The sequence below is a fragment of the Maribacter corallii genome, assembly GCF_047345415.1.
Lineage (GTDB): Bacteria > Bacteroidota > Bacteroidia > Flavobacteriales > Flavobacteriaceae > Maribacter_C.
This window is the reverse complement of sequence record NZ_JBLFEP010000005.1, coordinates 332,236-349,604: the sequence shown is the minus strand read 5'-3', so window position 1 is coordinate 349,604 and position 17,369 is coordinate 332,236. Positions and strand designations below refer to the sequence as shown.

The window sequence follows — 17,369 nt, the reverse complement described above, 5'->3', positions numbered from 1 at the left end:
TTAAAGAACTATGAGAAAATTCTACCTAAAGACTTTTAGTGTTTTTATATGGGCCTTTTTGTTGTTGGGCACTTTGGTATCTGAGCTTCATGCCCAGATTAATTTCAATCAAAGTGATTTGGATTTGGATGGAACTACATTTTTAGCAGGTGTTACTGCTATGGAATTCGGTCCTGATGGGAAACTCTACACTGCCGACTATAAGTCGGGTTTTATCAAGGTATTGACAATTCAAAAAAATGCCTCCAATAACTACGTGGTTACTGATGCCCAGAACTTGAATGGAATCCGAACTATGGATGACCATAATGACGATGGTACTATTCATAATAGTGTGCAACGTCAGATAACAGGTTTGACAGTGGCAGGAACAGCAGTAAACCCGATCATTTATGTAAGCTCTAGTGACATTCGAATTGGGGCTGGCGAAGGTGGTGGTAATGGTGATGTCGGATTGGATACCAATTCGGGGGTTATCACGCGGTTTACATTCAACGGAAGCAATTGGGATGTGGTCGATTTGGTAAGAGGCCTTCCAAGGTCAGAAGAAAATCATTCTACGAACGGGTTACAACTGACCACCATAAATGGTGTTGACTATTTGCTAGTAGCTTCAGGAGGATTTACCAATGCTGGTGGACCCTCTACCAATTTTGTATATATCTGCGAGTATGCGCTTTCCGGAGCTATTTTGTCGGTTGATTTGGATGCCTTGGATCTTTTGCCGGTTCTTTCCGATGGTGGAAGAAGTTATATCTATGATCTGCCCACATTGGACGACCCAACAAGGACAAATGTAAATGGAATTACAGATCCTGATGCAGTCGGCTATACCGGGGAAGACATCAACGATCCTTTTGGGGGAAATGATGGTCTAAACCAGGCCATAATTGTTCCGGGCGGACCAGTACAGATTTTTTCACCAGGATATCGAAATGCTTATGATTTGGTAGTTACAGAGTCGGGGGCCTTATATGTTACTGACAATGGAGCAAATGGTTCATGGGGAGGGTTTCCTGTCAATGAAGGAACCTTAAATGTGACGAATGAATATGATCCCAGTGAACCTGGTAGTAATTCACCCTCTGGCGGAGAACAAATTAATAACGAAGATCACCTTCAATTGGTAACCACCGATTTACAGTCGTATGTTCCCGGGAGCTATTATGGAGGACACCCTAATCCTACACGGGCTAACCCTGCTGGTGCTGGTTTATATGTGGCACCTAATGCGAATGGTAATACCGGTGCGGTTTGGAGAACACTGAAATATGACCCGGATACTTCTTCCCCTGGTACTACGGACGATATTACACAAGCCCTACCAGCGGATTGGCCTCCACTGCCGGTTTTGGACGCAAATCCGGATGAGGGAGATTGGAGAGGTCCTGGACTTCCAAATCCTGATGGTCCGGTAGATGGAGAAATCGCGATTTGGACTACGAATACAAATCCGATTGTTGAATATACTGCTTCAGATTTTGGAGGGGCCCTGAAAGGTAATCTGCTCGCAGGCCATGATGCCGGAAATATAAGGCGAGTCCAATTGAATGCCAACGGTACTTTGGCCGATTTAGACCAAACATTTTTATCGGGTGTCGGCGGTGGTGGATTTGTTTTGGGGTTGACTGCCAACGGTGATAGCCAAATTTTTCCAGGAACTATTTGGGCAGGGACAATTTCAGGTAGTATTGTAGTATTTGAACCAGATGTGGCTGTTAATTGTATTGACCCCGGGCAACCTGGATATGATGCCAATGCCGATTATGATAATGACGGTTATACCAATCAAGATGAGGAAGATAACGGTACGGACCCCTGTAATGGTGGTTCTCAACCATTAGACTTTGATAAAAGTCAAGGAGCTCCATTTATTTCGGATTTAAATGACCTTGACGACGACTCGGATGGTATTCCAGATGCCCTTGACCCTTTTCAGTTAGGTGACCCCGATACTGCGGGCAGTGATGCTTTTTCTATTCCCATTAACAATGACTTATTCAATAGCCAGCAGGGATTAGGAGGTATTTTTGGTTTGGGTATGACAGGTCTCATGAATAACGGGGATACTGGGGCCAACTGGAAGGACTGGCTCGATGTCGAAGGGGCTGGTCCTAACCCTGACGATGTTTTGGGGGGAGCACCGGGGTTGATGACTTCCCATATGACTTCAGGAACGGCCTTGGCCGGAACAGACACCCAGGAAAAAGGGTATCAATACGGAGTACAAACCAGTACAGCAACTGGTGGGTTCACTGTTTTCGGTAATCTAATAGGACTCGATGTACCTTTGGGTATCTATGGTAATGCCTCAGCTCCAAATGGAGAGCTCGGCCATTTCATAGGTGATGGAACACAGGAAAATTATATCAAGATGGTGCTGACTAAGGATGGTATCACTGCCCTGCAGGAAATCGGAAATGTGCCGCAAACACCTATAAATATTCCGATTTCTATTGCAAATAGACCATCAAATGACATCGTCTTTTATTTCGTGGTAGATCCTTCAACAGGTCAAGTTGATTTAGAATACGCTATTGATGGGGGAGTTCGATCTTCTGTGGGAACCATTATGGCCCAAGGTGCCATACTTACGGCCATACAACAGGCGAGTCAAGATTTAGCTGTTGGGTTTATAGGTACTTCAGGTGCGACAGGCGTAGAACTAGAAGGCACCTGGGATTTTCTCAATGTGTTTGGAGAGGAGCCCGTTGTTAGCCAGCAACTACCGAACATCACGCGTTCGATTAATGCGGCTAATGAGAGTATCGATTTGAATGATTATTTTCTTGATGATAAGGGCACTGCTAATTTGACATATACCGTTTTTCAAAATAGTAATACTGCAATAGGAGCCACAGTTTCCGGTGATAACCTGAACCTAATTTTCCCAGCGTCCCCGGCGGTTTCCAATATCACGATTCGGGCAACCGATAACGACTCGTTTTTTGTTGACAATAGCTTTACGGTAACCGTCGTTGATGGTCCAATAGTGCTTTATCGAGTGAATTGCGGAGGGAATGAAATCAATGCTATCGATGGGGGGCTGAATTGGGAAGGAGATACACCTACCAATTCTTCGCAATACCTTTCGGTAGCTGGAACGAATCAAGTATTTTCTTCTACGAATATTCCTTTCGATGGCTCGATAGATCAATCTACCACGCCAGTGGAAATTTTTGCCTCTGAACGTTTTGATGCAAACACTGGTGCCCCAAATATGATGTACTCGTTTCCTGTGGCCCAAAATGGTAATTACGAGGTACGTCTCTATATGGCGAACAGTTTTGCTGGGACGTCGCAGGCTGGAGATCGTATTTTTGATGCCGAGATAGAAGGGGTTGTATTGCCCTTATTGAACGATATTGATTTATCAGGTACCTATGGTCATCAGACCGGAACGGTTATTACCCATACATTAAAAGTTACCGATGGATCAGTTGATGTGTCTTTCTTGCACGGAACAATTGAAAACCCGTTGATCAATGCGATTGAAATTCTTGATGCCGATAATGATGACACCCCTATTTATTTAAATCCCGTTGCAAATCAGTTCAATAATCCTGGACAAGCTCTGGATGGAAGTTTAGGAGTGAATGCTTTCGGGGGAGATGGTAACCTTCAGTTTTCCGCCTCAGGGTTGCCCGCCGGAGTTACTATTGAACCCACTAATGGTCAGATTGGAGGAACAGTAGCTGCCAATGCAGATTTGAACAGCCCATACAGCGTAACGATAACTGTCGATGATAGCGACGCCGATTCAGGAGATATCGAAACATTGAATTTTGAATGGATTATTGGCGAAAATGTTTGGGTCGATAAAGATGAAGATGAGAACTATACAGCTAGACACGAGTGCTCCTTTGTACAGGCAGGGGATAAATTTTACTTGATGGGAGGTCGTGAGAATGCTACAGGCGTTGACGTCTATGATTATGAAAATGATACTTGGGTCAATTTGGCTAATTCCGCTCCCCAAGAATTCAATCATTTTCAGGCTACTGAATACCAAGGCCTTATTTGGATTATAGGAGCTTTTAAGGACAACACTTTTCCTATTGAAGAACCAGCTGATTTTATATGGATTTTTGATCCGGCAACGAATGACTGGATTCAAGGTCCACCAATACCTGATGCTAGAAAACGAGGTTCCACAGGATTGGTCGTTTATAACAACAAGTTTTATATAGTCGGGGGTAATACCGATGGTCATGACGGTGGTTATGTACCGTGGTTTGATGAATATGATCCTGCGACGGGAATCTGGACGCCTCTTGTTGATGCACCAAGAGCTAGAGATCATTTTAGCGCTGCGGTTATCGATGACAAGCTTTATCTCGCCGGAGGTCGACTTTCCGGTGGGCCAGGAGGTGTATTTGCGCCTACAATTGCAGAAGTAGATGTTTACGATTTTACCGCCGGGTCTTGGAGTTCGCTTCCCTCAGGACAGAATTTACCCACTCCAAGAGGGGGGGCGTCAGCTGTTAATTTCAACGATAAGCTGGTCGTTATCGGTGGTGAAGTTGAAAACGAGGTCGTATACGGTGTTAATCGCAACGACGCCTTGGAGATTACGGAAGAATATGACCCCGTTTCCCAGGCATGGTCGAGAATTGAAGATTTGAATCACAAAAGGCATGGAACCCAGGCAATTACGTCTGGAGGGGGTATATTTATACTTGGCGGATCTCCTGTCAAAGCCGGTGGTAATCAGAAGAACATGGAGTTTTTTGGTTTCGATACCCCTGTAGGTACGCCCAGTTTAGCAAGTAATCTGGCCGCAGCTACCAATGTGATTATTGCGGATGGTATAACGGAAGATATTTTGTTGAACGTGACAAACGGAAATGAAGGAATTTTCGTAAAATCAATGCAGTTATCCGGACCCAATGCCGCTGATTTCAGTATAGATAGCGGTGAATTGACCAATCAATTGTTGAATGCCAACTCATCTCATATCCTTCAAATTACCCTTTCTGGAACGGGTCCTAATAGAAGTGCGGTTTTGACTATTGAACACGGTGATGATTCTATTACCACTATAAACGTGGCTAACTTTGATAATTCGTTAAGTCTAGACGCCATTGGCGATCAAAACAATAACGAAGGGGATGTAGTATCTCTACAAGTTCAGGCAAATGCAGCTTCAAATTACAGTGCGAGCAATCTTCCACCAACGCTAACCATCAATCCGACGACAGGATTGATATCAGGCACAATTTCAAACGGCGGAGCAGGAGTAGGGCCATTTGAAGAGGACAACGGTCTGGTCATTTTAGAGGCTGAATCAGGCACGCTTGAAACTTCCTGGACCACCACAACTGCAGGAGGTGCCACAGGTATCATTGCCGGCTCTAATCATTTTAGTACCCAAAATGGAGGTACAATTCCCTATGACATTACTATTACAACACCTGGAGTCTATCGTTTTAACTGGAGGAATTTTTACTCAGGTTCATCATCCACTGATGAAAACGATAACTGGTTGAAATTCCCGAATACCAATGATGTTTGGTTTTTTGGATACAAAGGTGATCCCGGTGACGAGGCCACTTTAATTTCAAATCTTCAGGCGAGTAATTTTACGAATATTGTCTTTCCAAAAGGAAGTAGTCGAATTACTCCAGAAACGACACCCGAAGGTAATGGAAGTAACGGATTCTTTAAGATCTTTAGAGTAGGTGGAAGTGCGGAAGTATACGACTGGCAAGCTTTCACAAGTGATTTTGACGAGCACGATATCTATGTTTGGTTTGTAAACCCGGGAACGTATACCATGGAGGTTTCCGAGCGCTCCGCAGGGCATGCTATCGATAAAATGGCGCTATATAAGTTGGATGGTCCTGACTATACCGATGGACAATTAACCTCGGCCCCTGAGTCTCAGCGCACCGCTGGGGAAGGAGCTTCGGTAAACAGCCCGTACAATGTGTCGATTTCGGTTACTGATAATAGTTCACCTCCAACAACCGCTACCACCGATTTTATTTGGTATGTTGGTGCTGTTGGTGATCCCATACCTGTTATCACCGCAACACCTGATAATGGTTTCGCCCCATTAGAAGTAACCTTTACTGGAAGTTCTTCTACTGATGATGTTGGAATAAATAGTTACACATGGGATTTTATGGATGGGTCGTTGCCAGTAACCATTGCAGACCCGGTCCATACATTTGCAACTCCAGGTATTTATGAGGTGCAATTAACCGTTGAAGACACCGATAATAATACCGCTATTGCAACGAAAGAAATTATAGTTCGTGATCCGGCCACCGATGGAGACTTTAGAATCAATACCGGTGGACCATCATTGTCTTACAATGGTCAAACATGGCTAGCGGACGACTACTTCGTAGGGGGGTCTGTTTTCAGCAATAATATACAGATAGCGAATACAGGTAATGATCAATTGTATCAAAGTGAACGTTTCGCAGGGTCTGGTAATATTACGTATCAGATACCGGTAGCATCTGGTGATTACACGGTTAACCTGCATTTTGCAGAATTGTTCTTCGGGGTTTCGGGATCAGGTTCTGCAGGTGGTGTGGGGTCAAGAATTTTTAATATCAATATTGAAGGCAACCAGGGCGTCGTTAATAATTATGACATCGTTGCCGCCGCTGGCGGAAGTGGTAAAGCAGTAGTCGAGAATTTCCAAGATATTACTGTCAACGATGGTAATTTGACCATCGTTTTAACAGGGGTTTTAGAGAATCCGAAAATAAGTGGGATTGAAGTTTTACTGCCCACGAATCTGTCTGACCCAACGGTTTACGCCGGAGATGATATTGCCTTATCCATTGATAATACACCGCTCACCCTTGATGGTAGTGCATATGACCCTGATGGTGGAGCAATAGCAATGTATCAATGGACCCAGATCAGTGGTCCGAATACAGCAACTTTTAACGATGCGAACATTGAAGACCCTGAAATTAGTGGATTGGTTGAAGGGGATTATGTATTTCGGATATCAGCAACTGATGATGAGGCAGCGACCGCAACTGACGAGGTAACCATATCCGTGGTTGGGGAGCCTACCACCCTTTTTATCAATTCTGGAGGTCCGGCGTTTAGCTTCGATGGTACAGATTGGATAGCTGATGACTATTTTAATTCAGGAAGTACTTTTCCGAATCCGATCCCGATTGCCAATACCGAGAATGACCAATTGTATCAAACGGAACGTTTCAAAGCAGGTAGTAACTCTTTGATCTATGAGATTCCGGTGCAATTTGCCGGAGCGTATAATGTTGATTTGCACTTCGCCGAACTGTTTTTCGGAGTACCAGGTGATGGTGCAAGTGGTGGTGTAGGCTCAAGGATTTTCAACGTAGATGTTGAAAATGGGCAGGGGCAGTTGACGAATTACGATATTGTTGCCGCCGCTGGAGGTAGTGCTACTGCGATTATCGAAGACTTTAAATCGATAAACGTGACTGATGGTAGTCTTACCATAACCTTGACCTCTGTAGTAGAAAATCCAAAAATTTCGGGTATTGGGGTCATTGAGACTCGAGTTCCGATAGTTGATGCTGGAACCGATCAGACGATTGCATTACCCACGAATAGCGTAACCATAAATGGAACGGCAACTGATCCAGATGGTGGAGCAATCGTATCTTATCAATGGACCCAAGTAAGTGGACCTAGCGTCGCTACCTTAACTGGTGATATGTCCGCGGACCTTGTGGCAAGTAATTTGGTTGAGGGTGCATATATTTTCAGGTTAACAGCAACGGATGATGAGAACGCGACAGGTTTTGATGAAATTATGATCACTGTTCTTCCGGACAATGGAAATGTGGCGCCAACGGCTGTTGCTACGGCTACGCCACTTTCAGGTGATGCTCCGCTAGAGGTGACCTTTACCGGTAGTGATTCTACAGATGATGTGGGTGTCACAGGGTATTCATGGGATTTCAAGGATGGCAATACCTCCACGGATGCTGATCCAACCCATACGTTTACCGCTGAGGGAACGTATGAGGTCGAATTAACGGTTACCGATGTAGATGGTCTTACGGATATGGCGACGGTGACGATAACCGTCGGACAGATGGGGAATCAAGCTCCTACCGCTCTTGCTGAAGCGACACCTACTGCTGGTGAAGCGCCATTGACCGTTTCTTTTACCGGAAGTAATTCTTCCGATGACGAGGGTATCGTGGGCTATGCGTGGGATTTCAGGGATGGTTCGACCTCGACCGAGGCAGATCCGAGTCATATTTTTACGACGGAAGGAATCTACGATGTTGAATTGACCGTAACAGATGGGGAAGGTTTGACCGGCACCGCAACTGTACAGATTTTAGTAGGTACAGGACCATTTGCCGTAGTGGAAGCAGACCCCTTGACAGGTGGAGCACCGCTACTTGTTAATTTTACAGGAAGCGGGTCAACCGGTAGTGTTGCGATAACAGGTTATTCATGGGACTTTGGAGACGGAAATAGTTCAACGGAAGCAGACCCACAGCATATTTACACCTTGCCTGGTACTTATAGCGCTAGTTTGACGGTCACAGATGCCGATGGAACGACCAATACCGCTTCAATTGATATAGTCGTAACCGCAGGTTCTACAATGGACATAATTTTGGAAACAAACCCTGCAAACCCTGATGATGGGGGAGTAGTACGCATAGTTGTGGTAAATCTCCCTGAAAATGTGGACGTAATGAATATCACGGTACATGATATCGGTGGTCGCTATGTCGCCGGACATGTGGCGGAAAGTATCGAAGTCGGTGGTATGTATGAAGTTCCGATTGCTGCGTTTAGAAATGGAGTATACCTGATAAGAGTGGTGATGAGCGATGGAGAATCTACATTACTCAAGCTCTTGGTGGCCAATTAAATTTGAGCATAAAGATTTTATTGAAAAAGGCCAGCTTCAAAGCTGGCCTTTTTGTTTACGATTTGTTCTTTTTATCGATTATTCGAAATGTTTCTAGCTGAAGGAAAGGCTTTTATTCAAACACAACGCGTTAAGGACACCTTAAATAGAGAAGAAGTAGGTCGTTCTATCGATGATCGCTTCGATCTGCTCAACCATTTTCTTTGATAGCGTTACTTTCTTCAGTGCATTGATATGTTCCATATTGTGAACGTCAGAGCCAATAAAGTCTATCATGCCTTCTTCTATGAGCTTGTTGGCCGTTTTAAATACCTCTTTGCCATAATACTCTCCAAGAGAAAGCATGTTTACCTGAAATTGGATTCCCAGCTCTTTATACTCCATGAACCTACGTGTTCTATTATGAAGGAAACTATAGCGTTCAGGATGGGCCAATATCGGAAAGAGTCGGTTGCGACCGATAGCTTCTATGGCCGAATCGAAATTTATCGGTGGTTGTAGATAACTCATTTCAATAAGTAGATAATCGCGGCCCAGGGGCAAAACCTGTTTTTTGGCAAGAATCGCTTCAAAATTGTCATCGATCATATGTTCGGCACTCGCGTCGATGGTGATGCCATTTAGACCATCCTGAATCAGTTCATTCTTGAGATAGGCTAGGGCGGTCTTTATCGTTACTGGGGTATTGTCATGGTAATTATGCATGATGTGGGGAGTGCATACCAGGCTTTGCACCCCAAATTCTGAAAAAGACTTTAGAAGTTGCTTAGACTCGGTAACAGTTTGAGCACCATCATCAATACCAGGAAGAATATGGTTGTGGATATCCGTAAAGCCTTCGAGAAGGTCTACCAAATACGTTTTCTTGGTAAAGAAGCTAATCATGCATATTGGTTTGGTGTGTAAAAATACTACATTAAAGTAACACTGATTTTTTGACTTTAGTACATACGGAAAAATAAAAGGCCCAAAGTACATTACTTTGGGCCTTTTACTTTGTAATGTATAGGTATCTAAAAGGTAACACTGATTTTTCCTCTCAAATAAAATGGCGTTCCCGGTGTAAAGTGTATTTCTTCGAAAGAGGTGGGCTCATTCAACAATCTACTTTCCGTGGCGAACTGCGTTTCGTTCCATTCCTGATCAAAAAGATTTTCAACGATGACACCAAAAGTCCAATTATTCCAGTTGTAGTTCACGTTTAAATCGGTGATGAAATATCCGAGTGCAACGATGGAATTATCCTCATTTGCAGGTCGATCTTTTATGTATCGATAACTGATTCCCCCGGTAAAATTTCCAATATCCGTAAATGACAATCCGCCAGAGGAAGTCAAGTCCGGTGCAAGTGGGATAAAATCTTGCCCGTCGGGTTCTTCCGTACTTCTGGCCAAAGTATAGTTTACATCGGCATTTGCGTACATCCAATCGGTCAATTGGTATCGAAAACCAAAGTCAACTCCTAACCTTCTTGTCTTCCCACTAGGTTCTACAATGGCAGCATCACCGACATACACAAACTCCTGTTCCAAAAACAAGCTCCAAAGAGCCGCGTTTAGTACAAGTTTGTTCGTAGGCTTGAAAATAGCGCCCAAATCAGCAGAGTATGCAGCTGGTAAAATTTCTTCTCCACTATTGGCAACTACGACACGGGTGTCATTCGAATGAAAACCGATACCTGTTTTTCCGTACACCTGTAGTTTATCGGATGCACCGTAAATCACATTGAATTTAGGACCAAAAAAGACCTTGCTTTCACTTTGGCTATCGTAAGTCTCTGTCAATAGGTTGACGTAGTCGAATTTGAAATAATCCATACGAATTCCAGGATTGAGCGTCCAATTGTTCTTTTTGTAGGTTAGATCGAAAAAGCCATAACCATTCAATTCATCAATGTTTCCATACGCCAGACGTTCTAAAAGTTCTTGTCGGTTCTTGGTTCTGGACAACTGCACGTCATTGACATCGTCATATCGGAAACCTACCCCGGTCTCATAACTTAGTTGTGAATCATGATCACCGACATGCACAGAATGATTGTATTTGGTTTCCGCACCGATTATGGTTCTATCTTCCTTCTGTCTGATTTGATCCGCATTTACCGGATCATCTAAAAAGAAGGTGAAGTTCGAAAATAACTCAAAGTCATACTTAGAGATATAGGCCTTTGATGTTACACTGGCATGCTCATCTAATTGCTTGGTGTGGTTCACCAGGAAGTTAGACCTGCTGGTATTACCACCTTCCGTATCATCGATGGCCCCAAACCTATTTATCAAACCTTGATCTACCGCTCTTTGCGGAATCTGTCCTGAAGCATCCCATTTACTTTGAAAGTGTGACAGGGTAATGGTAAGGTCTTGATCTTCCCGATTGTTGAAATTGTATCGGCCCATTAGATTGAGTCGATTGAAATTCTGTGGAGATTCAAATGCCCCATCGGTCAAAACCAGTTCAGAGGCCACATAGGCATTGCTCATATCACCTTCAGTGATCTTGAACATCCCCACGGAACGTATCGTATTGAACATACCGGCTTCGAGAGATAGTTGGTTGTTTTCGATTTTCTTTTTGGTCTTGAGATCAACGTAGCCGGCTGTGTTGAAATTACCTTTTTTTGCATAATAGGAACCTTTTCCAAAGTCAATGTTGTCAATAGTTTCGGGAATGATGAAGTGCATATCGGCATAGCCTTGTCCATGGGCATGCGATACCATGTTGACCGGAAGACCGTCTACATCAATGGTGATGTCGGTACCATGGTCGATATCGAATCCCCTGAGAAATATCTGTTCTGCCTTTCCCCCTCCGGCATGTTGTCCAATGATTAGACCTGGAACTTTACGGAGTATTTCCTGTGACGATTTCACAGGATTGGCCTTGACATCCACATTGACAAACTGACTCAGTGCATTGACCTTTGAAACCAATACGACCTGATCGAGAGACACAACGGATTCGACCATAGTGATTTTGATAGTCGCATCCAACTCATTTTCGGTAATCGTGATTTCTTGGCTCTTAAAACCTAGGTTATTGAAGATAATCAAATCTCCGACTGAAATATCGTCCAGCTCAAAGTATCCGGAAACATTGGTATAGGTGTATCCATTTGTAGTCTTATTGAAGACACCAACCCCTTCAATAGGTGAATTGTTCTCATCTACCACCGTTCCACTGAGCTCATGTGCACTCAAAGTATGAAGTAGACCGAAGTAAAAAATATATAAAAGTAAATTTTTCATTGTATTTTTTTTTTAATTGTAAAACAGGGCATAGCCGGTATATCCGAGAGACGTTTCGGATAGATCGTGTACCTGATGTGTGTATTGATAATGGGAGTGAAACGCTCGAGAAATATCTTGAACGCTCTACCTTGGTGCTAACCTAAAAGGTATTGAGGAGGGTGGTCTAGGTCTTTAAACAGTCCTTGGGTTTGTAAGCCCTTTGGAGGTATAAAGCATTTGAGCATTGCTATCTCGAAATATGAGGGCAGTAGTAGTTCGTAGTATGTAAGATGCTTGTCGAGCTTTGATTTTAAGAACAAGGGGTCTTCTGAACCCTGATCTTCATTCGATGCCTCGAATAGGGTATCAAGAAAATCGATCAGATGGTGTGTATGATCCGTTATGCTCTTACCGTGCGAGTGATGACTATCAGCCATGAAAGTCATGTTGGTGGTATTCTCATGCGATAGCACGTGACTAGGTAATTCTAGACCATGAGAAAGTTCATGAAGTACTATATTGATTTGTCGTTGCAATGGATTAGCCAAATAGCAAATACTCATCGTCATCGCCAATATTTTGATCAGCTGTACTTTAGCTTTTTTCTTTGGGACTGGTTTCATGCAGGGTTACTTCGCAAATCATCAGCTCATGGCAAACGATTATTAAGTCATGTTTATAGGAACAAAAGAAAGAATTTAAACCGAGTTATTGAAAAATACTATGGCAAGGGTACATTTATTGGGTGAATGGTACTTATTTTCGTTGAAAATCCATTGAAAAAGAACCAGATTTAAGTACATACTGAAAATGCTCTGCATTTTCCATATAGAGGTGGCCTTGGAAAACAAGCTCGATTTTGACTTTTTCCTAAGAATTTGGAATAAATTAAACGAATTGGATGAAGTGTGCGTTAGGTTTTCAGGGTATTCGTTTTTTTAATATGTGAAAACGTATTTTCATATAGCCTAGAATAATTGAGCAATGTCCCTGGTTTATTTAATAGAAGTTGATAATGTCCCAAAGTACTAGCTTTACGAAAAGCCAAATGTTGATTTGGACCGGTCAGAAGATTTCCCCTGCCGACCCTTTGTACAACATGATTTTCTCATTTGAGATTGAAGGTAAGATAGTGACTGAAGCTTTTCAGGAGGCCTTTGCTAAGGTCGTAAACGAAAACGAGGTATTGCGATCATCTGTCAGCATTACGGAAGATATTCCGAGGCAAGTTTACCACTCTCGCGTCGAAAACCCATTAGTATTCTATGATTTTTCGAATTCGGTTCACGCTTACCAAGATTATCTTGATTGGGTAGCTGTCAATAAACGGAACGTATTTGAAATAGACGAGTTGCTATATCAAGCGGTGCTTTTCAAACTACATGATACCAAATTCATCTTCTATTTTAATCAACACCATTTGATTACCGATGCTTGGTCGACCCAAAAGTGTTATGATGCGCTAAATGGGCACTATCAAAACATTTTGAAGACGCATCAAGAGCCCGGTAAAAGTACCTATAGCTTTAAAGAATATGCTGCGGCCAATCCATTTAAATACCAAGAGCAGCCTACTCCATATTGGCAGAGCAAATCAGATCTTGCCCACGAGCCTCTAGCGCTATACGGTCTTAGACCCAAGAGTAATAGCAGTAAAGCTACAAGAGTAAATTTCGACTTGGGGAAGGACAGAACTGAAAAACTGTATCAGCTTATCCTTGAGGACGGCATTAGGTCGTGGACCCCTGAATTGGCTTTGTCAAATCTTTTCTTAACGGCCTTAGCGACTTTGCTCTATAAAGTTGGTAACAAAGAAGAGTTCGCAATAGGTGTACCTTTTCATAATAGAACAACGAAGGCGGAGCGAAACATTGTCGGATTGCTAATGGAGTTGTTGCCTACCCATATTGAAATTGATGAGGAAGCCACCTTGTTCGGATTGTATCTATATATGAAGAACGAGTCGCTAGACGTCGTGAAGAACGCGATGGTCGGTAAGCCGCCAATCGACTTATTGAGTTCATTCAATGTGGTGATGAATTTCACCCCAACCACTTTTAACGATTTTGCGGGACTGCCAACGGAATGTCATTGGCTATTATCTGACCATGTCGACGCTAATCACCATATCAGATTACAGATCCATGATTTTAATAAGACCGGAAGTTTTCAGTTGCTGTTTGACTTTATCGATGCCGTTTTTCCCAAAAATCAAATGGATGATATAGGTCGGCATTACATTCAGGTTATCGATGCGTTGATTGAAAATAAAGATCAAAAAATCAAAGAGTTATCCATAATTACGGAAACAGAGGTCAAGCAGCTCAAGGAGTGGAACAACACCGAAGTTACTTATGGAACGAGCGAAACATTGCTTTCGAAATTTGAGAAGCAGGTACAAGACACCCCAAAACGTGTGGCAGTACGGTTCAAAAATCGACAATTGACATATGCCCAACTAGATGAAAAATCGAATCAGGTAGCTCATTTTTTGATTAAAAATAAGGTCCGAAAAAATGATATTGTGGCAGTCAGTCTAGAACGATCTATAGAAATGATGGTCTATATCTATGGCATTCTGAAGGCAGGTGCCGCCTACCTACCGATTGATGTACTGACGCCTACCGCACGATTGAATTTTATTCTAGAAAATGCAAAAACCAAGATACTATTACTGAATCACGACAAAATTCAGAAGCGTACTACAGGCATCACGATTTGTTATCATCAGAACACGATCGAGCAAGAGATTTCAGCAATGGATTCCACTCGGCCTGAAGTGATGAATGCTCCTGAAGACCTTGCGTATGTCATCTATACATCGGGGAGTACCGGTGCGCCCAAAGGTGTTAAATGCCATCATAGGGGTATTTGTAACCGTTTGAATTGGATGAACGATGCCTATCCGATTTCGGAGAATGACATGCTGATACAAAAAACACCCATTACCTTCGACGTTTCAGTCTGGGAGCTGTTTTGGCCCTTGCGGCAAGGTGCGGGCCTAGTGATATTGGAGCCGGATGAGCACAAAGATCCCGAGAGATTGATTCAATCTGTTGTTGATCATGATATTTCGGTAATTCATTTTGTTCCTTCAATGTTGAACATATTCAATGCCACCCAAGGTGTTGATAAATGTAGAAGTCTCAAAAGAATATTTTGTAGCGGGGAAGTACTTTCGGTCAGCGCCGTGAAAAAGACACATCACCTTCTTGATGCCGAGGTATATAACCTCTATGGCCCTACTGAGGCTTCCGTCGATGTGAGCCATTGGCACTGCAAAAGAGGTGAGGTCGGTGAGCATATCCCGATTGGTTATCCCGTATCGAACACGCAGCTTTATATTTTGGACAATGGTTTGAATAGGGTTCCAATAGGTGCGATTGGTGAACTTTATATAACGGGATCACAGGTGGCACACGGATATTTGAACAACGAAGTACTGACAAAAGAACGTTTTGTTCAAGACGTTTTTTCTTTGGATGAAAATGCCATTATGTACAGAACAGGTGATTTGGCTAGATATCGACATGATGGAGCTATTGATTATTTGGGAAGAATCGATACGCAAGTTAAACTAAGGGGTCAACGTATAGAGTTGGGTGAAATTGAAAAGACCATTGAAAGGCTTGAAGGCATTACGCAAGTTATAGTGCATCTTGGAAAAACGAAAACGGGCGAAGCGTATTTGGTAGCACACTATACCGGTCAGGTTAGTAGCGATGAGGATATAATCGCTGTATTGGAACGGTCACTTCCCAGTTATATGATTCCATCCTTTTTTGTTCATTTAGAAGAGTTTGAGCTGTTGTCCAATGGAAAGATAAACAGGAAAAAAATACCCGTTCATTCGATTGAAAAAGAAAAAGGGAGTGAAACATTTCAAGCTCCGACGAATGAATTTGAGGAAATTGTTGCCAATACCTGGATGGAAATTTTAAAATTGGATAGGGTAGGGGTCGATGAAAACTTTATTCGTTTGGGAGGCAATTCGTTGAATGCCATGACTATTACCTCTCGCTTAAAAAACGCTTTTGAGCTAGATCTTGCGATAACTTTGGTATTCGACTATCCGACCGTAAGGACATATGCCGCATACGTCAAGAAAAAAATAATCGAATTATTATCTCAGTAGTCCTCCATTTTTTGTGCAAAACAAGTTGTAGAGGTCTTGCATATAGAATCGAGAAATATCCGTGAATTTACAATTGTTTTAGCGCAGGAAATACTTTTTTAAGATGCTACTAAAACGCAATTCGATATACTTGTAGGTGAGGTATGAGTACATGACCGATATAGCCAAGGATACGCAAAAAACAGAAAATTGGTTGAATCCATTATTTTCCAGTTTTAAAAACTTAAAAAGTAGTTGCGGCACTACGAGAATGATTAAAAAATGATTCAGGTATAACGAATAGGAGATGTTACCTAAAAACTGAACCGGTCCGCTATTTAGAAGTTTAGAAAGAAAACCGTCAGCCTTTACAATGATAAGAATGGCTAATCCAAAAACCACGGGAACCACGAATTCGAAAAGTAGACCGGTACCTTTTTCTTGGGTTATGGACAGGATATAAAGACATGCAACAATTAAAAATGGAATCGCATATTCGAGATAATTCTTCAATCTGAAGTTCTCAAGACTGATTTTCCAAACGAAATACCCTAGCAGAAAAGAAAAAAGACCTCTGATAAATCCGTAGTCCCCTAACTTGAATAGTGTTCCAAGGTTGAACAAGATGATACCGGACACCAGTGTGAGCGCCAAGTAGATGCTATTTTTTACTCTAAGATTGGAAATAAGCGCTATGATACCAAATACGAAGTAAGAGATCATTTCAGAAGAAATAGACCATGAAGGAAGGTTGAGGCCTGTGGTCGAACCTAAAATTGGGGTCGAATTTGTGAAAAGCAGCGAATCCAAGGTCTTCATTACCAATCCCTCAATGTTCGTATTGGAATCTACAACAGATGGAAAAAAATAAATAGCGAATACCCGAAATGAAAAGTAAACAAGTACGGAGAAAAAGAGCATCGGATAGAGTCGAATAAACCGTTTTTTATAAAAGACCTTAAACTCTTGAAAAGATACGAGCGAACTGTAGTTATAGGCTATTACAAAGCCACTGAGTACAAAAAAGAAGTCTACGAAGGTATATGCCTTTCTTATAAAAAAGAGGTCGTAGAAGTCTTGGTGCAAGTATCTTCCAGGATAGTGGTACAATACGACCATTAAACTCGCTATACCCCTTAAGCCATCTAATTCGGTTAGTCTGGGACGCATT

6 protein-coding genes are annotated in these 17,369 nt (G+C 42.5%); 2 read left to right on the top strand and 4 right to left on the bottom strand.

All coding sequences use genetic code 11. The features are described 5' to 3' along the window. Nucleotides 1-10: 10 nt before the first annotated feature. Nucleotides 11-8,857 carry a PKD domain-containing protein gene (locus tag ACKWCA_RS19000; protein WP_413979815.1) on the top strand — a complete coding sequence of 2,949 codons (8,847 nt, stop codon included), beginning with the start codon at nt 11-13 and terminating at the stop codon, nt 8,855-8,857. 141 nt (nt 8,858-8,998) lie between these two features. Here the strand turns inward: ACKWCA_RS19000 and ACKWCA_RS18995 are convergent, their stop codons facing one another. The 3 genes from ACKWCA_RS18995 to ACKWCA_RS18985 form a co-directional block, all read right to left on the bottom strand. Further along, the gene (locus ACKWCA_RS18995; RefSeq protein WP_413979814.1) at nt 8,999-9,742 is read right to left on the bottom strand and encodes a tyrosine-protein phosphatase; all 744 of its coding nucleotides are present in this window, start codon (nt 9,740-9,742) and stop codon (nt 8,999-9,001) included. A 128-nt stretch (nt 9,743-9,870) separates the two neighbouring features. Next, nucleotides 9,871-12,102: a TonB-dependent receptor gene (locus ACKWCA_RS18990; RefSeq protein WP_413979813.1), complete on the bottom strand. Its 2,232-nt coding sequence runs from the start codon at nt 12,100-12,102 to the stop codon at nt 9,871-9,873. Between the two features lie 137 nt (nt 12,103-12,239). Beyond that, complete coding sequence (locus ACKWCA_RS18985) at nt 12,240-12,707, bottom strand: hypothetical protein (RefSeq protein WP_413979812.1); 468 nt, start codon at nt 12,705-12,707, stop codon at nt 12,240-12,242. 392 nt (nt 12,708-13,099) lie between these two features. Between ACKWCA_RS18985 and ACKWCA_RS18980 the strand changes: the two genes are divergently transcribed. After that, nucleotides 13,100-16,219 (top strand): non-ribosomal peptide synthetase, encoded by a 3,120-nt coding sequence (locus ACKWCA_RS18980; RefSeq protein ID WP_413979811.1) that lies wholly within the window; start codon nt 13,100-13,102, stop codon nt 16,217-16,219. Nucleotides 16,220-16,297: 78 nt separating this feature from the next. On the opposite strand, the gene ACKWCA_RS18975 is transcribed toward ACKWCA_RS18980, so the two are convergent. Beyond that, the gene (locus ACKWCA_RS18975) at nt 16,298-17,368 is read right to left on the bottom strand and encodes an acyltransferase family protein (protein ID WP_413979810.1); all 1,071 of its coding nucleotides are present in this window, start codon (nt 17,366-17,368) and stop codon (nt 16,298-16,300) included. Between the last annotated feature and the right edge of the window lies 1 nt (nt 17,369).

Excerpts from the sequence above, each read along its gene's own strand:
- ACKWCA_RS19000 (WP_413979815.1), top strand. The coding sequence starts at position 11 with ATGAGAAAATTCTACCTAAAGACTTTTAGTGTTTTTATATGGGCCTTT.
- ACKWCA_RS18995 (WP_413979814.1), bottom strand. The coding sequence starts at position 9,742 with ATGATTAGCTTCTTTACCAAGAAAACGTATTTGGTAGACCTTCTCGAA.
- ACKWCA_RS18990 (WP_413979813.1), bottom strand. The coding sequence starts at position 12,102 with ATGAAAAATTTACTTTTATATATTTTTTACTTCGGTCTACTTCATACT.
- ACKWCA_RS18985 (WP_413979812.1), bottom strand. The coding sequence starts at position 12,707 with ATGAAACCAGTCCCAAAGAAAAAAGCTAAAGTACAGCTGATCAAAATA.
- ACKWCA_RS18980 (WP_413979811.1), top strand. The coding sequence starts at position 13,100 with ATGTCCCAAAGTACTAGCTTTACGAAAAGCCAAATGTTGATTTGGACC.
- ACKWCA_RS18975 (WP_413979810.1), bottom strand. The coding sequence starts at position 17,368 with ATGCGTCCCAGACTAACCGAATTAGATGGCTTAAGGGGTATAGCGAGT.